This window comes from Photobacterium sp. SKA34 (assembly GCF_000153325.1).
In the GTDB taxonomy this organism is placed as follows: domain Bacteria; phylum Pseudomonadota; class Gammaproteobacteria; order Enterobacterales; family Vibrionaceae; genus Photobacterium.
This window is the reverse complement of sequence record NZ_CH724141.1, coordinates 350,846-367,898: the sequence shown is the minus strand read 5'-3', so window position 1 is coordinate 367,898 and position 17,053 is coordinate 350,846. Positions and strand designations below refer to the sequence as shown.

The following is a 17,053-nucleotide window of genomic DNA, read 5'->3' as shown; positions in this document are numbered from 1 at the left end:
TTATTTTGGCACATATATAAGGTGATAAACAATTCAATACTGTTATCCTGTTTTAAAACAGTGTTTAAATAAAAGTCAGGGATTTTAAATGGCAAAGTTACCGTTAATTGTAGGTTTAGGTGGCATTAATGCTGCTGGTCGTAGTTCAGGCTTTCATAGCTATAAATTGATGGTTGCTGATGTTCTCTCAGCTGATGTGATGGAATCAACATGGCAAGATCTCGCCTCTCGAATGGGATTGGAAATAGATAATAACGTTACTTCTGAAGTCATTGATGCGATTAAGACAGGTACATTTGTTCGTCGTGTCGATTCTTTTGATCCTGATAATTTACTGTATCAATACAAAGCTAATTTAAATACGGACAACGATAAGATCTGTTTTACTTTACGTAAGTCGAAGTTGCCGACCAAAATTCCTGATAATTGGGACGTGGTAGTGGATGGGAGTAAAGTACATATCACGGTTAATGGTAACCTTGATGCATTGATTGAAGATCGTGTTGCTTTCCCTGTTACCAGTGGCGGAAATATTCCTGCTGGTTTCAATCCAGCTTCTTTATACAACTCACGTTTTCACCCTCGTGGGCTTAGCTTAACCATCTATGGTGCATCAGATGCATTAAACTCATTAGGTGTTGAGTGGGATGAAATTCTTAAACATATTAAACCCGATGAAGTGTCAGTTTATGCGGGGAGTGGTTTAGCACAAATCGACGATAACTCACTGGGTGGTATGCTTGCTGCTCCTCTTACTGGTGGGCGTGTTAGTTCTAAAATGATGGCGCTGTCATTGGCTGAAATGCCGGCTGATTTTATTAATGGTTACGTAATTAATAGTGTCGGGACTACTGGTACTAACATGGGGGCCTGTGCGACGTTTTTGTATAACCTACGCCAAGGCATGTACGACATTCAGAATGGTAAATCAAAAGTAGTGATTGTTGGTAATGCTGAAGCACCTGTTATACCTGAAATTATGGAAGGCTTCCGTGTTATGGGCGCACTGGCAGAAGATGCCCAATTAAAAGCGCTTGATAGTTGCGATGAAGTTGATAATCGCCGTGCCTGTCGTCCATTTTCTGCTAATGCTGGCTTCACGATGGCTGAATCAGCACAGTTTGTTGTGTTAATGGATGATGAACTAGCGCTTAAACTAGGGGCTAATATTTATGGTTCAGTGGCTGATGTCTTCGTCAATGCTGACGCAAATAAAAAGTCTATTTCAGCACCCGGTGTAGGTAACTATATTACGGTTGCAAAAGCTGCAGCATTAGCCAAAGCGATTTTGGGGGAAGAAGGCGTTAAGCAAACCTTTGTTCAAGCGCATGGTACAGGCACGCCTCAAAACCGTGTAACAGAAAGTCATATTCTTAATGAAGTGGCTAAAACGTATAATATTGATAGTTGGCCTGTAACCGCAATCAAATCCTATGTTGGACATTCAATGAGTGCAGCTGCTGGGGATCAGCTCGTCGCATCACTTGGCGTATGGCAACACGGTTGGATCCCAGGAATTAAAACCATTGACCATATTGCAGACGATGTTCATCACTCAAACCTGAATATATTAATGGACCATCAATTTGCAGGCGAAATGGGGCAAGATTACAAAGCGGTTATATTAAATGCAAAAGGGTTTGGTGGTAATAATGCTTCAGGTCTTGTTTTATCACCTAAGCAAACACTGACAATGTTAACAGCAAAACATGGTCAGAATGTTATGGCCAGCTATTATCAGTCTAACCAAGCTATTTCTGATGCATCGTGTAGTAATGATAAAGCCGCTTGCTACGGGCAAGAAACCATTCGTTATCACTTTGGTGAAGCGGTGATGGATGAGAATTCAATTACCATGACACAAGATAGCCTTCGTTTATCTGAATTTGAGCAAGCAATTGAACTTAGTTCAAAAAATCCATATTTAGATTATATTTAATAGGTATATTTTCTCGCAATTCTAAAGGGGTAAGTTATTATTTGACTTACCCTTTTTAATATCTGGAATGTCAGTGTGAATAAGAATCAAGCTATGGTAATAAGGCTTGTGGGTATAGTGTTATCACTGTTTACCTTACCGGCTTTCAGTGTTGAGTGTCAGCAGAACACGGCCTTGTTGCCGTTATGGTCAAATAGTCAACCAAGAAGTGCATTATTGAATTTTGTTGAGAAAGTAACGACAGAGGGTAGTAAGGATTATGTGACCCCCATTGATCGTATTGCTGTGATTGATAATGACGGCACATTGTGGTCAGAAAAGCCAACCTATACTCAGTTTTTATTTGCTTTTGATCAAATCAAAAAGAAGAGTGCTAATCATCCAGAGTGGAAAACTACTACACCTTATAGTTGGGTTTTAAATAACAATACTGATGCAATTTTCAAAAAAGGATGGGATGCATTAGTACCTATCTTAGAAACGGCGCAATCAGGCATGACGCCTGCTGAATATAAGCAAGACGTACTTAATTGGCTTAAAAGTAATGAATCAACACGCTTTAAGCGTCCCTATACATCGTTGGTATTTCAACCAATGATTGAACTGATTGATTATTTACAAGCTCACCAATTTGATGTCTTCATTGTAACGGGCGGAGGAAGCTCTTTTGTCAAACCATGGAGCGAAGCGATTTATCATATCCCAGTACAAAATGTGCTCGGTACCGCTTTTGGTTATGACTATAAAGATGGTCAATTAGAGAAAAACAAGAAGCTGATTTACATCAATGATGGCCCACAGAAAGCGATCAACATTGAAACCATTATTGGAAAACGTCCAATCTTAGCCATTGGTAATTCAACTGGTGACGAAGCGATGTTGAAATGGACGACCTCTCAACAAGGTATTAGCCTTGGTATGTTAATCCACCACACTGATGCAAAGCGTGAGTGGAAGTATGGTGCAGACTCATTTGAGGGTAAGTTTACACCAGCGCTGATGGAAGCAGCGAAACAGAATAAATGGCAAGTCGTCGACATGAAAAATGATTGGTGTCAGATCTATCCAACTCAATCACAACAGCGTGTATTGCCCTAAATAAGAAAAGCCGAGCAAAATGATATGCTCGGCTTTTTTAATTTTTCTATTTCGGATCAAACATTCAGAAAAACTTACTTTTTAAGTGTAGTGATCTTCGTCGCTTTGATGTTGATAGCGCGGCGTAAACGTGCACGACGCTCTGCGGCTGATTGATCTTGTGTTGGGTTATTCTTACGCCCTTCACGCTGGCTAAAAGCAGGCTTTGAATGCATACGCTCTAGTAGTGCATCACGGCTTTTAGGTTCATAACCAATTAACTGTACGCGGTGAATACGTTGACCAATCAAACGCTCAATCTGCACCAATGTTAATTCTTCTTCACGGCTAACAAAAGAAATTGCATTACCTTTTTGCCCTGCACGGCCTGTACGACCAATGCGGTGAACATAGTCTTCTGCAAGGAAAGGCATGTCGTAGTTAACTACATAAGGTAAGTTCTGAATATCAAGACCACGAGCAGCAACTTCTGTAGCAACCATTACACGGGCTTTGCCTTCTTTGAACTCTTCTAATGCACGACGACGAGCACTCTGTGCTTTGTCACCGTGACAAAGTACCGCTTTAATACCATCGAGTTTTAATTCTTTAACTAGTTGGTTTGCAGATTCTTTGTAATTAACGAAAACGAGTACTTGTTTCCAGTTCTTTTTACCAATTAATTCTGACAGCATTTCGCGCTTGCGGTCTTCATCAACAGGGTATACCACGTGAGCAATAGTATCAGCAGTACTGTTTTCAGGTGTTACTGTAATACGTTGTGGTTTATGAAGAATATCAGACGCTAAAGAATTCATTTGTGGTGATGACGTTGCTGAGAACAACATGGTTTGTGGCTTGGTACGAATATCTTCAAGAATAACGCGAATAGCACCAATAAAGCCCATATCAAGCATACGATCAGCTTCATCGAAGACCAAAAACTCAAGATTAGCGAGAGAAACGTTGTTTAGCTCCATATGCTCGATTAAACGACCAGGTGTAGCAACAAGAATATCAACACCTTGTTCTAGGCGTTTTTCTTGTGACGACATTTTCTTACCACCAAATATAGCAGTACAGTTTACGTCAGTATATTTTGCATACTCATTGATGTTGTTAGCAATTTGCTCTGCTAACTCACGAGTTGGTGCCAAAATTAGAGCACGAACATTAAAGCGGCTTTTTGATTTTGGTTTTTCAATTAATTTTTGGATAATTGGCAGTGAAAAAGCAGCAGTTTTGCCTGTACCTGTTTGTGCTAGTGCAAGAATATCAGCACCGCGACGTGCTTGCGGAATAGCTTTTTGTTGCACTGGTGTGAGTTTTTCATAACCGATCTCAGTTAATGCTTTAACTAAATCCTGAGAAAAACCTTGTGATAAGAATGACATGCTTTGTTCCTAAACTGTCGGCTATAGCCGATTACATTCATAAACTTCGTTGCTTATGAATGTAATCATCTTGCCGCTAAAAATGGTCACGTATTATAGTTGATTGTAGGTTAATTCGCTATCTCAACGTAAAGCCCACATATTGCTTAGTGCGATATGTGGGCTTGATAAATAACGAGCTTATTAAACTTAAATATTTTACTTAAATTCAGCTTTACGCATACGATTAAGTACAGACATTACCTCAATTACGCGAGGCTTTGACATATCGCCGTATTTAGGCATCATATCGGCCCAATTATCATGCAGCATGTTAGCAAATGCACGTGCAGGGGCTTTTTCCCAACCTTTAAGTTGTGCTAGTTGGAACCATAAGTAACCAATAGCAAGTAACTGACTAGGATGAGCCACTTGTTCTAACGCTTGTAAATCAACGTATTCACGACCAAAACGTAACGATGTTTTATCTTTTACTTGAATACGGAATTTTCCTTCTTCAAGTAACGCTTGCAGCGCGCTACGGTTTATTTGGCGTGTACGAGGACGAACAATAATTTCTGTACCTTCCGCTTTACGTCGGGTAGGGTGAGAAGCAACCACTTCACGTGCTTTTTTTGTTACATCTACTGCTTCATAGTTATGCATCTGAATAACAGTATCGGCAACATCTAAATAGTCACCAGAGCCACCCATAACAAGCATTACTGAGATATCATGCTGATCACGAAGCAAAGCAATACGGTCAACAAGTGGTGTAATTGGCTCATCTTCTTTACAAATCAGTGCCTGCATACGCTCATCACGGATCATAAAGTTTGATGCAGATGTATCTTCATCAATCAATAATGCTTCAGCGCCAGCTTCAATCGATTCTTGTAACCAAGAAGCTTGTGAGGTTGAACCTGATGCATTTTGGCTAGTAAATGCTGTGGTGTCTTTACCCATAGGTAAGTTGCTGATGTACGGTGATAGATCAACATTATGAACACAACGACCATCTTCAGCACGGATTTTTGCAGCATTGTAATTGGTTACAACGTACTCTCGACCATCACCAGGGATATGATCGTAAACAGAACGCTCAATGGCACTTAATAGCGTTGATTTACCATGAAAACCACCACCAACAATTAAGGTAATGCCTTCAGGGATACCCATACCACGGATTTTACCTTTGTAAGGTGCTTCAAGCTCAACTGATAGATTATCAGGGCTTGTAAAAGGTACAGCATTCGGAAGTGGTAAATCACTATTACCAGCAAGGCGAGGAAGAATGCTGCCATCAGCAACAAAGGCTAATAGCTTATGCGCTTTTAACTGTGCGCGAAGTGCTACTTGATCTTCTGCTGCTTCACAATGGGCTTTTAACTCTTCCATTGGTAATTCGCGTGCAATCGTTGCACGGCGGATCATTTTTGGAAGGTGGAAAGTTAATAGATTCATTGTGCGCTTGGCAATGATGGTACGACCGTCAGCCGGAAGGTTTACACGAAAACGTAATTCAATACCTTCGTCATCAAATACCACCGCCGTACGGTCAAGGATCACTTGTCCTGGCATATCAATAAGTACTGCATTATCTTGTTGTGATAAATCAGCAAAAAAGCGAGCAATAAAATCTCGTGCTGCACATTGATAGACTGGAGATTTTTCACGTAACCATTCTAGATCAGTGAGTGACCATGCACGACGGGCACGTACACGAGAAGCCGGAGCAAACGGATCCGATTGAACGGTATCAATATAAAAGTCGAAATCAACGAAGTGGTATTCACCGCGCATACTCGTATAGCTGCGGTAATTATGACGGTCAATTTTATGGAGTTTGGCTTCGAGTAATTGCATATCGCCTCGATATCGTTCGTTATGGTGCACAGCACCGAGAATCTAGTGTGTTCGGGGGCTGGATATTACACTAAAGTCTGATAGTTAGCATGTAAACTTTAAACGAGATCACAATAATTAGTGCTTTTTCATTATTGCTTTAAATATGACGTGTCCTTAGGTTTATAGTTTAGTTAATAAGATGTGACTTGTAGTGAGGACTCATTCATTCGTGCTTAATACACTATTCGTTTATGGCACTTTAGCGCCAGAACAATCTAATGCCTACGTGCTTTCTGATTTGAAAGGTTCTTGGCAAAAAGCGAGTGCAACTGGATTTATTTACCCAAACGGTAAAGGAGCTACATTAGGTTATCCTGCGTTTGTACCGCAATCAGAAGGGGAACGTGTTCAAGGCTTACTCTTTACGTCTGATGAATTGGCAGCGCATTGGCGGCGTATTGATGACTTCGAAGGCGAGGGGTATGACCGTGTAGTGATCACCGTTATTCTTGACGATGGCTCTGAACAATCCGCATTTGTGTATCGTTTAAGTCCAACTGAAATGTAAGTCAGTCTGGCAATATTATAGAGATATAAAAAACAAGAGCACTATTAATAGCACTCTTATTTTTAAATAAATTGGCTTATCGACGACCGAGAACTTTAATGCCAGCACTGCCATCTTCAGCACGGCCATGCACTTGAATATCTGTTACACAGCGCTCATAAGAGAATCGACGCCAATCTGTTTTTTCGTTTTTATCTAATTTGCGTTGAAACTGGAATACGCGCGAAGAGCCATTTTGAAATTTAAAGACTACTTTTGTTAAAAACACATCACGTTCAGCTTTAATCTGAATCGATTTAGTATTACGACAAAGTGGTACAGGGATTTTAGCGTGACTATTTTTAGCTTCAAGAAGAATAGTACGACCTAAGGTAAATGTATCAGCTGAAGCTGTTGTTGAAAATGCCATCGAAGAAAGCATAATTGTAGCAGCCATTGTCGCTTTTAGTTTCATAAAGAAATCTCATAAGTAAAAACTGAACTGATTATAATGAGATAAATTCGAAATGGTTAAATAATGAGTTGTAAGTATCTGTAATTTAGTAATACAGAACATATGTCAAATAGTTGGGCGTTTTTTGTTTTATTTTGGTTATTAGTCGAGTTGGCAAAGCACTAATATTAAGGTTCTAATTTATGACTGCTATTATCGAACTACATATCTTTGTTAACGTGTTTGCGTGTAGCGCAATCACATTTGGCTATATTGTCGCTATGAGAAAATCAGTTTGAGCAATAATGCATAAGAAGAAAAACGTGGTGCCATCCGAAATGGAGATGACACCGTATATTACTCATAATTATCCTGCTGAGCGACCACCAATACATTGGCTTAAGAAATTATCAACTTTTCTCGCAAGTTTTCTTGTTTGTGTTGGGGTACCATAATGATGACCAACGTTATTCATTTCCCAATATTGCACATTTTTTCCTGCTTTCTTTGCCGCTTCCACAAAACGTCGAGATTGCTCTGGGATCACAACAGCATCACTGTCACCTTGAATGACTAACAGAGGTGCATTCATATTGTTAACAAAGTTGATTGGCGATTGCTGTGCGCGTTGCTGTTTCATATCTGGATCGTTGAAATCACCAATATAGTTCACCCAAATATCTTCATGTCGCTTCCATGGTTCAGGGAAGTTATTTACCATTAGTTCTAGATCCGACATACCAAAAATATCAATACCACAAGCAAATTTGTCAGGGGTTAGTGTCATACCAACTAAGGTTGCGTATCCACCGTAACTAGCGCCCATAATTGCGACATTGTTCGGATCTGTTATTCCTTGCTCTACTGCCCAATTCACACCATCAATAAGGTCGTTATGCATAGCTTTAGAAAACTCACCATAACCTGAAGATGTAAACGCATAGCCGTAACCCATAGATCCCCTGAAATTAACTTGAATAACCGCATAGCCACGGTTGGCAAGTAATTGTGCTTCAGTATTAAAGCCCCAATAGTCACGAAGATGTGGGCCCCCGTGAACCAGCAATACCGTTGGAAGATTATTGGCTTTAATCCCATTAGGTAGGGTGATATAACCGTTGAGGGTTAAACCATCTCGACTCGTGAACTGAATGGGCTTTTGGCTGGCAAGAAATTGCGTGTAATGATGTGATTTACTTTGTGATAACAGTTCTTTCTTGTCGTTAGTTGCATCATACAAGTAAATATTATATCCGTATTCATTATACTGGCTTAATGTGAATTTCTCATTTTTACTGTCAGTACTAAAAATAACTATTCCACTTTTACCTTTTTGATAAAAATTAGAGGCTAATTTTTTATAATTAGGATTAAAAGTTATGATTTCTTGATAATCAGGATAACTGGCTGCTAATGCTGGAGCATGATTATTGTCATAGTAATATTTGTCTACATCAACAGTATCATTTGAATAAAGAGTATTAATGGCATTTGTTGCAAGATCTAGCTTAATAAGTTGAGTCTTGTCGGAATTATTATTAGCTAAAATAGTTAGGGTATTGTTGCTATGATTCAACATTGCATGTGCAACTTCACCATTTTTACCTGCATCAAATAACAGTTTATCTGTACCAAATTTATATATTTTTCTCTTATCTTTTATATAAGCGAAAATTGAACCGCCTTTAACTCTGTCGTCAATAATAAATCCATCTATTGTTAATTCTTTATCGACTTTAAATAATAATGTTTCTTTTTTTGTTTTAATATTTAAGCGGTATAAATTGAAGATTTTAGCATCGCCACCGTTATGCCTTACAATAATATTTTCCGGATCGTTGCGTAATTTATCTACGACATATATCTGGTTATCTTTATCATAAAAAGGGGTTAATTGCCGTGTTGGAAACTTCGTATCTAAAAAGAATATTTTAGATTTCATATCGTCAAAGTGAGGCATATAAATAAGGTTACGGCTATCAGGCATCCATTCAAAGAATGAAACCCAATAATTAAATTTACCTTTTTCACCAGTTTTTAAATTCTTAAAGTGTAGCGCAGTATAAGGGTTACCATTGTTGTCGAAACTGTCTTTTAGCCAGGCCAATTTCTCACCATCAGGTGAGATTTGGTATGAGTGTGTACCGTTTGTTGCTGTAGTCAGATCTTTAAAATCTAGCAAGATAGGTAGTTGTTGAGTTGTCAAAGATTGGTGTGTTGCTTCTTTAGGTCGAATGCATCCAGTTATTAATAGAAGAAGAGCACTGCTCAGTAATATGGTTTGTATAAGTTTCATTATACTCTCAATATAGCCAACTAAATATAAAAAGATAATAAATGAATTACTAAGCTTTTATTATGAATAGTTAATAATTCACATACTGTTTATAGTAAAATTGCGATCGGAATAGTGCTTACTTAAAATGCAGTTGATAGGACTTAATATGCTTGTAATTTCGAGATATACAGAGAAGGATCAAGAGGGTGTGAAAGCGGTGTCTTTATTTGAGGATCAAATCCTATTTGCCGCTACAGCAGAAGATTTTTTAGAAAGTGAATCTGCAACAATGCATCTTCATGTCATTAAGCAGGATAGCCATATTGTAGGCTTTTTTAAAATAGATATTGCTTACTTTCGTGATGTGGATTTTTGCTCTGAAAATTGTGTTGGTTTGCGAACCTTTGTTATAGACCAAAAATTACAAGGCAAGGGTATTGGTAAACAAGCATTAATGGCGTTATTTACTTATTTAGCGAAGAACTACTCAAATTATCAAAGGATTTATTTAACAGTAAATTGCAAAAATACAGTGGCAAAGCGTTGCTATGAAACGGCTGGTTTCGCTTTTACAGGTGAGCGTTATCTTGGAGGTTTATTTGGGCCACAAGAAATTATGTATCATGAAATTTAGGGTAGCCGAATTACGTTATTATTAAGTGATAGTATTTCGCATTAGTCTTATTTGGAATAATGAAATATATATCGCATTCCTCTGTGTATCGTTTTTTATTTTGCTTATATTTGGTGAACTAGAACACACTTTTTATTTATTGCTAAAAAAGAGTTTTATTCGCTAATTTTTAGCTAGTGTACGGAGGTAAAGCTCTGTAAAAAATCAAATGTAACCAAAAGTAAGAAATTTTAAGTTTTATTTACTGTGTCGACTGGTCATATTGGCTGTTATGTTGCATTCTTAACCCATAATAAAGATTAAAAAACTAATAAAACCAGATGTTTATGCTTATTTGGTATTTATTGGTTACAGTTGCTAGATAACATCCAAGGTACAAAATATGAATAGAGCCCAGCTAAAAAATATTGCTGAAAAATCGTTTTTCGCAATGTTCCGACAAAAAGCTGTTGTATGTGATATTCAGGAAACCTTTTATGGTTGGGTTGTATTTCTTGCCACAGGGAAGGCAAAGATTGTTGTTAAGTTTTCACGAGAAGTGGGCCGAATAAGTAAAGAAGTTGCGTGTTTACAGAAGTTACGCTCTATTGTGAGTTGTCCTGTACCGCAGATCTATTTATTTGGTCGTGAAGAAGGGTATGACTATATCGTGCTAGATTGGCTCGAAGGTCGACCTGCGAATGAATTACCCAATAATAAATTCGCTATAGAGACATTCCGTGAAGATTACACAGATATTTTACTCGCATTACATGAGCATAATCATCCACAAGGCTTTGAATTAACTAATGGAGGCTTTGATGGTGATTTTAATAATGCGTTCGATGACTGGATGAAAGATGTATACAAATACCTTTCTTGTTCAGCATCGCCATTTAGTTCAAAGATCAAAGATCAATATACTGAGCTATGGGAACGTCGTAGAGAAATACTAGCACCTATTGCTCATGAAGCGTCTTCTTTCGTTCACGATGATTGTCATTTAGCGAATGTATTATTTGATCCTAATACGTTTAAAGTTGCAGGGTTACTTGATCCTTGTGATAGCGGTTTTAAACACCGTGAACTCGATGTGATCCATTTATTTGATGTACGTGGTGATACGCATATCGCCGAACGCTATATTGAAAAACGTCAGTTAGATGATGGCTTTGAAGCACGACGTTATTTCTTTAGTTTGTGGGATGATGCGAAACACAGTCGAAATATGGGTTGGTATGATGAAAACTGGTTAGCAAATAAGTTTAATAAGTTTGAAGCAGCCATGAGTATGCAATGAGTTTGAGGGAAATAGTTGCCTATTTCCCCTTGTAAGTATTATGTTTTGTAAGGTGTGGGTATAAAAGAATAACGAAAAGGTTAACTTATGATGAATAAAGTAAGTCGAGTATCTGCGTTTGTTTTATTGTTAGTCAGTTATCAATCTATGGCTGATAATCATGTTACATCATCTAAGTTTCCTGTTTCTTCTATCCCAGATCCTTTGAGTCAGTCTTCTGATCTTTCTCTTCCTCATGCCAGTGATACTCAGTTTAATGCTTCAAGCGATTTAATCCTTGCACATAACAGTACAAAATCAGCAAATTCATCAGTAAAGAAAGAAACTCAAGATGGGTTGTTTATTTTAGGGCGACATGAGTGGATCTTACTTGCTTCATCAACAGAATATTTTGCAGCCTATATTGATCTTGTATCAACAAATTCACGCATCGGTGTAAGTGATTTAGTCGAATTTGAACGTGATGGAAAAGATTGGGTTAAGTTTAAACTGCTTGATAAAGAATATAAATTTGCCATTCTTGAAAAAGTTAAAGTACCAGAAAAAAGCGATAAACCCTTACCTGTTGTAAAGTTAAGAACCAAACTTGGCGATATTAATGAAGAAATTGAATATGTGTTGATCAATGGTGGTAACGGTATTGTATTAGGTGAGAACTTTTTACGTGATCTCGCGATACAAAATAGAAAATATGATTATATTCAAGGACGAGCAAAGAAATAAAAGCGAAGTATGATTCGGTTAGTCGAATACAGTTGCTTCGCTTTTATCGTTCTTATTCTCTACAGATTCTGATAGAGAGTACTTAAATATATTTTATGCTTCTGCAATTACTTCGTAGCTGGTGAATTTACGAATGTTGATCACGCCAGTATCAAAGATCAGATATTGACCTTTGATTCCTTGCAAAATACCTTCAACCACAGGCTCTTTATCAAAGTTGTGTGAGCTAATCTTGGTTGGGAAGGCATCAACAGGAAAATGAATATCAACAATATCGTTATCAAGATATTCAATCGCATCTTCACCATATTCTGCAGTGATTTCTGCTAGACGAGCTTTTACTTCTGGTAATAAAACCGAGGCTTTTTCTGTTAAATCTATCTCAGCATTATCACCTTTGAGCATTGCACGCCAGTTGGTTTTATCAGCGACAAGCTCTGCAATAGCCACTTCCACTAAACCTGAAATTTGACGTGTTTTTACTTTTAGTACAGCAAGTGCCTGTGTTGCACCTTGATCAATCCATCTTGTCGGTAGTTGGGTGTGTCGAGTAATACCTACTTTTAAACCAGAGGTATTTGATAGGTAAACATAGTGCGGCACCATGCAGTTTTCTTCACCCCATTGTGGCTCTCGACATGTGCCTTTGTCGTAGTGACAGGTTTCTGGTTTCATTATACACATATCACATGACGCTAATTTTTTCATACAAGGGAAGCAATGACCTTGAGAGTAACTTTTCTTGGTTTTTTTTCCACATGATTGACAAAAGATATTGCCTGTATGAGTCAATTTAAGTGACTTACCAATCAAAGGATTTAAATGCAGTTGTTGATCTCCGACTGGGAGATAATAGTCAACAACATCATTTAACGTTGACTTCATTTTACTTAATGTTCCTTGCATACATTGCTCATTCGTTTGTTTTTATAGTGCGGTGATTTTAGCAGGTGAAAGAGGGAAGCGGCTATAAAAGCATAACGGAAAAATATGAATTCCCTCTTCGAAGTTTAAAATCGGAGATACAATCAGCAAAAATCAACATGTAAATGGGGGACAATTTTCACATGTGTTTGACGCATTAACTAAATCTGTCGTTGGTCATGTACCCGAAGGAAAGGCTAGGGAAGTAATGTTATATATAGGCTATCGAACAATACGAATATTGTTCGATAGTCGTTAATGGAATATGAGGAATATAGCAAGCACTGCTCTATTTATATTGCATTTATGGACGTGTTTTTAACAATAGCTCGCTGTTTTATTACATTGTAAGTAAACACCGCAATAAAGTTTACTGTCAGTAATAATATGATTGTTGGGGCGGGAGCACTATCGATAAAGAAGCTAAGATAAACGCCTAAGAAGCAATTTATGATAGAAATGAATACCGATATTATCATCATGCTTTGAAAACGACGGGTGAGCATAAAGGCTGTCGCCCCTGGCGCAATCAGCATTGAAATCACTAATATCATGCCAACAGCTTTGAGTGCTGTAACAATCGCGAAAGAGAGTAGTGCAAGCAATCCGTAATGTAATACTTTGGTGGGAAGTCCAATAGCTTGTGCATGTTGATGATCGAAAATAAGTAAGAGTAAATCTTTACCTTTAATAATACACAGTGATCCAACAATAAGTGCAATTGCGCTTGCTTCAGTAATATCACGCCAACTCGCCCCAAGAGGATCACCAAATAGAATGTGATCTAAGTGAATATTTGTGTGAATTTTTGTCATTATCACAATACCGAGCGCGAACATTGCTGAAAATACAACACCCATAATTGTATCTTCTTTAATTCTACTATTTTCTTTTAAATACCCTGTGGTTAATGCACAAAACATTCCTGCGATAAAAGCACCAATCGTAAATGGAATCGATAAGATATAAGCAATAACAATCCCCGGTAAAACAGCATGGGAAATGGCATCACCCATTAAAGACCAACCTTTGAGAATTAAAAAGCAAGAGAGTAATGCGGTTGGTATCGCGATAAAAAAAACAATTAGAAAAGCTTGCTGCATAAAAATAAATTCAAAAGGCGATAACAATGTCGCTATTAGATTAGCCATGTTGAACTCCTTTCGTTTGCTTAAAACGTTGTGTTTGTTTTAACGCTTGTTTTGTTTTTTTATACGTTGCTAATCGACCATATTTAGGTGCAAATATAAAAGCTAAAGCAAAGAAAACCGTTTGTAATAACACGATGATCCCACCTGTTGCACCATTAATAAAATAACTAAGGTAAGCACCAAGAAAAGCGCTGAATACGCCAATAAATACACTGTAGATGATGACAATCGAGAAACGATCAGACAGTAAATAAGCAGTTGCACCAGGGATCACAACCATAGCAATAACTAAAAAGGCGCCTACAGTTTTTAATGCGGCAACGGTAGAGGCACTTAAAATACTAAAAAATACAATTTTTAAAAATGTTGGCGATAACCCAATGGTTTTAGCATGGTTTTCATCAAAGAAAACAACCATGAAATCACGCCACTTTACGCATAAAATTAAGAGAGAAAGAAAGCCAATGATGACGATTTGTAAAGTATCTATTGGGGTTATTGCGAGAATATTTCCCATTACAATAGTCTGAATATTAACGGCACTGGGATAGAGCGAGACAAGAAACAAACCAAGCCCGAAAAAAGCAGTAAAAATTAAGCCAATAATAGCGTCTTCTTTTAATTTACTGCGTTGGCTTAAAAATAACATACCAGCAGCAGCTAAACCGCCAGAAAAAAAAGCACCAAAAGAAAATGGGAGACCTATCATATAAGCGCCGGCAACACCCGGTACGATAGAATGTGATAGTGCATCACCAATAAGTGACCAGCCCTTCAGCATTAAATAACAGGAAAGAAAAGCACACACGCCACCTATTAATGCACTAACCCACATGGCGTTGATCATATAACTATATAAAAACGGCTCAAGTAATTGGTCCACGATTATCACTCCTTTTATTGTTGACGGGAAAGGGAGCGAGATTGTTGTTCACCATTCTCACCGTACATAACAACAGGACGTTCATGATCGGAGATAACCGATAATTTACGGCTATCGTCGTCTTCGTGAAGATCTTTCCCTGATAAAATGAAGTGACGCAGTACACCACCGAATGCAAGCTTTAAATTTTCTGGCGTAAAAATTTCGGTTGTTTCTCCTGATGCCAAAATGGTTTTATTAATTAAAATTGTACGGTCACAAAAGTCAGGAATACTGCCAAGGTTATGGGTAGAGACAAGCATGACTTTGCCTTCATCGCGAAGTTCGCGTAACAATGCCATAATTTGATCTTCTGTTTGAACATCAACGCCTGTAAATGGCTCATCGAGTAATATCACCTGACTTTCTTGCGCGAGTGCACGAGCAAGAAATACGCGTTTACGTTGCCCTCCAGAAAGTTCTCCTATTTGACGTTTACGAAAGGCAGTCATATTGACCCGCTCAAGAGCGATATTCACTTTTTCATGATCTATTTTTTTAGGGATACGCAACATATTCATATAACCATAGCGTCCCATCATGACGACATCTTCAACCAGAACAGGGAAGTTCCAGTCTATATCTTCACTTTGTGGAACATAGGCGACGACATTGCTTTTTAACGCTTTTTTTACTGTCTTATTAAGGATTGTCACACTACCTTGGCTAGTGGATACGAACCCCATAATGGCTTTAAAAAGCGTTGACTTTCCGCTGCCATTCATCCCAACCAGCGCAGCAATGGAACCTTGAGGAACACTAAATGTGGCATTGTGCAGAGCGGTATGTCCGTTACGGTATGTAACCGTAATATTGTTTATATCTAATCCTATCATTATAAACTCAGCCCTTTAGCGATTGTTCGGGAAGTCACTTCAATTAGCTCTAGATAGGTAGGAACAGGACCGTTTTTAGCACTCAAAGAATCAACATAAAGCACGCCAGCATAGTTAGCCCCTGTTTCTCGTGCGACTTGTTGAGCAGGTTTTGCTGAAACGGTACTTTCACTGAAAACCGCATGAATTTGATGTTGGCGAACAGCATCTATCAGTTGACGAACTTGTTGAGGTGTCCCTTGGGCATCAGCATTAATTGGCCATAAATACAGTTCTTTTAGTCCAAAATCACGAGCAAGATAACTAAAAGCGCCTTCACTCGTAACAAGCCAACGTTTATCTACAGGTATGGTATTAATCTGATTGCGAATAGGTGTAATTGTTCGTTGAATTTCCTGGGTATATTTTTGAGCGTTTTTATTATAAATATCTGCATTTTTAGGATCATACTTAACGAGTGCTCGGCGAATATTTTCAACATAAATAATACCGTTTTCAGGTGACATCCAAGCATGAGGATTAGGTTTACCGTTATAAGGACCCTGAGTAATACTTAATGGCGTGATATTTTCAGTTACCGTCACAGAAGGAATATCGTGGAGGTTTTGAAAAAATTTATTAAACCAAAGCTCTAAGTTTAGACCGTTATAAAGAATTAAATCAGCACCTTGCGCTCGTTTAAGATCGCCAGGTGTTACTTGATAATTATGAATTTCCGCATTGGGCTTAGTAATAGATTCAACAATAGCAGCGTCCCCAGCGACATTTTTTGCCATGTCAGCAATGATTGTAAATGTTGTTATTACTTTAAACTTATCATCAGCATGGCTGACTGTACTTATTAATAGCCCAACAGATAACAGAACAGTATTTGTCACGTATCGTAATCGTCGCTTTTGATCAAAGATCATCCTTTTTATCCCTGTAAAGAAAGTAATGTATTTATCAAAGTTATAACAAACACAAACCTCAAATACAATTGATAATTATTATCAATAAAGTGGTTTTTGCTTTTGTTGGTTTTTAAGGTTGTTTGCATATATTCAATCGGTATATTGAATTAATAAC

15 protein-coding genes are annotated in these 17,053 nt (G+C 37.9%); 6 read left to right on the top strand and 9 right to left on the bottom strand.

The window, feature by feature from the left end:
• Window positions 1-88 precede the first annotated feature (88 nt).
• Together SKA34_RS03065 and SKA34_RS03060 are read left to right on the top strand one after the other, a co-directional pair.
• Window positions 89-1,939, top strand: coding sequence for a beta-ketoacyl synthase (locus SKA34_RS03065; RefSeq protein WP_006644045.1), 1,851 nt, complete (start codon window positions 89-91; stop codon window positions 1,937-1,939).
• Between the two features lie 75 nt (window positions 1,940-2,014).
• The gene (locus SKA34_RS03060) at window positions 2,015-3,037 is read left to right on the top strand and encodes an HAD family phosphatase (RefSeq protein WP_232284204.1); all 1,023 of its coding nucleotides are present in this window, start codon (window positions 2,015-2,017) and stop codon (window positions 3,035-3,037) included.
• A gap of 74 nt (window positions 3,038-3,111) precedes the next feature.
• On the opposite strand, the gene SKA34_RS03055 is transcribed toward SKA34_RS03060, so the two are convergent.
• Together SKA34_RS03055 and SKA34_RS03050 are read right to left on the bottom strand one after the other, a co-directional pair.
• A complete protein-coding gene (locus SKA34_RS03055) occupies window positions 3,112-4,410 on the bottom strand; it encodes a DEAD/DEAH box helicase (RefSeq protein ID WP_006644043.1) in 1,299 nt (432 codons plus the stop codon).
• A gap of 198 nt (window positions 4,411-4,608) precedes the next feature.
• Complete coding sequence (locus SKA34_RS03050; protein ID WP_006644042.1) at window positions 4,609-6,255, bottom strand: ABC-ATPase domain-containing protein; 1,647 nt, start codon at window positions 6,253-6,255, stop codon at window positions 4,609-4,611.
• 211 nt (window positions 6,256-6,466) lie between these two features.
• On the opposite strand from SKA34_RS03050, the gene SKA34_RS03045 reads away from it, so the two are divergent.
• Window positions 6,467-6,805 (top strand): gamma-glutamylcyclotransferase family protein, encoded by a 339-nt coding sequence (locus SKA34_RS03045; protein WP_006644041.1) that lies wholly within the window; start codon window positions 6,467-6,469, stop codon window positions 6,803-6,805.
• A gap of 76 nt (window positions 6,806-6,881) precedes the next feature.
• Here the strand turns inward: SKA34_RS03045 and SKA34_RS03040 are convergent, their stop codons facing one another.
• Window positions 6,882-7,259 (bottom strand): DUF2541 family protein, encoded by a 378-nt coding sequence (locus SKA34_RS03040; protein ID WP_006644040.1) that lies wholly within the window; start codon window positions 7,257-7,259, stop codon window positions 6,882-6,884.
• 346 nt (window positions 7,260-7,605) lie between these two features.
• Complete coding sequence (locus SKA34_RS03035; protein ID WP_006644038.1) at window positions 7,606-9,534, bottom strand: S9 family peptidase; 1,929 nt, start codon at window positions 9,532-9,534, stop codon at window positions 7,606-7,608.
• 148 nt (window positions 9,535-9,682) lie between these two features.
• Between SKA34_RS03035 and SKA34_RS03030 the strand changes: the two genes are divergently transcribed.
• From SKA34_RS03030 to SKA34_RS03020, 3 genes are all read left to right on the top strand, one after another.
• Window positions 9,683-10,150, top strand: coding sequence for a GNAT family N-acetyltransferase (locus SKA34_RS03030; protein WP_039859640.1), 468 nt, complete (start codon window positions 9,683-9,685; stop codon window positions 10,148-10,150).
• Between the two features lie 382 nt (window positions 10,151-10,532).
• Window positions 10,533-11,429, top strand: coding sequence for a phosphotransferase (locus SKA34_RS03025; protein ID WP_006644036.1), 897 nt, complete (start codon window positions 10,533-10,535; stop codon window positions 11,427-11,429).
• An 87-nt stretch (window positions 11,430-11,516) separates the two neighbouring features.
• A complete protein-coding gene (locus tag SKA34_RS03020) occupies window positions 11,517-12,152 on the top strand; it encodes a RimK/LysX family protein (RefSeq protein WP_232284203.1) in 636 nt (211 codons plus the stop codon).
• A 93-nt stretch (window positions 12,153-12,245) separates the two neighbouring features.
• Here SKA34_RS03020 and SKA34_RS03015 read toward each other — a convergent pair whose 3' ends face one another.
• From SKA34_RS03015 to SKA34_RS02995, 5 genes are all read right to left on the bottom strand, one after another.
• Window positions 12,246-13,058, bottom strand: coding sequence for a DUF2797 domain-containing protein (locus SKA34_RS03015; RefSeq protein WP_006644034.1), 813 nt, complete (start codon window positions 13,056-13,058; stop codon window positions 12,246-12,248).
• A gap of 311 nt (window positions 13,059-13,369) precedes the next feature.
• Window positions 13,370-14,227 carry a metal ABC transporter permease gene (locus tag SKA34_RS03010; RefSeq protein WP_006644033.1) on the bottom strand — a complete coding sequence of 286 codons (858 nt, stop codon included), beginning with the start codon at window positions 14,225-14,227 and terminating at the stop codon, window positions 13,370-13,372.
• Window positions 14,220-15,110, bottom strand: coding sequence for a metal ABC transporter permease (locus SKA34_RS03005; protein WP_006644032.1), 891 nt, complete (start codon window positions 15,108-15,110; stop codon window positions 14,220-14,222). Before SKA34_RS03005 ends, SKA34_RS03010 begins: the two co-directional genes overlap by 8 nt.
• Window positions 15,111-15,124: 14 nt before the next feature.
• On the bottom strand, window positions 15,125-15,985 hold the full coding sequence (locus SKA34_RS03000; RefSeq protein WP_006644031.1) for a manganese/iron ABC transporter ATP-binding protein: 861 nt from the start codon (window positions 15,983-15,985) through the stop codon (window positions 15,125-15,127).
• Window positions 15,985-16,896, bottom strand: a complete 912-nt coding sequence (locus SKA34_RS02995) for a metal ABC transporter substrate-binding protein (protein ID WP_006644030.1) — start codon at window positions 16,894-16,896, stop codon at window positions 15,985-15,987. The genes SKA34_RS03000 and SKA34_RS02995 overlap by 1 nt, the downstream gene beginning before the upstream one ends.
• Window positions 16,897-17,053 lie beyond the last annotated feature (157 nt).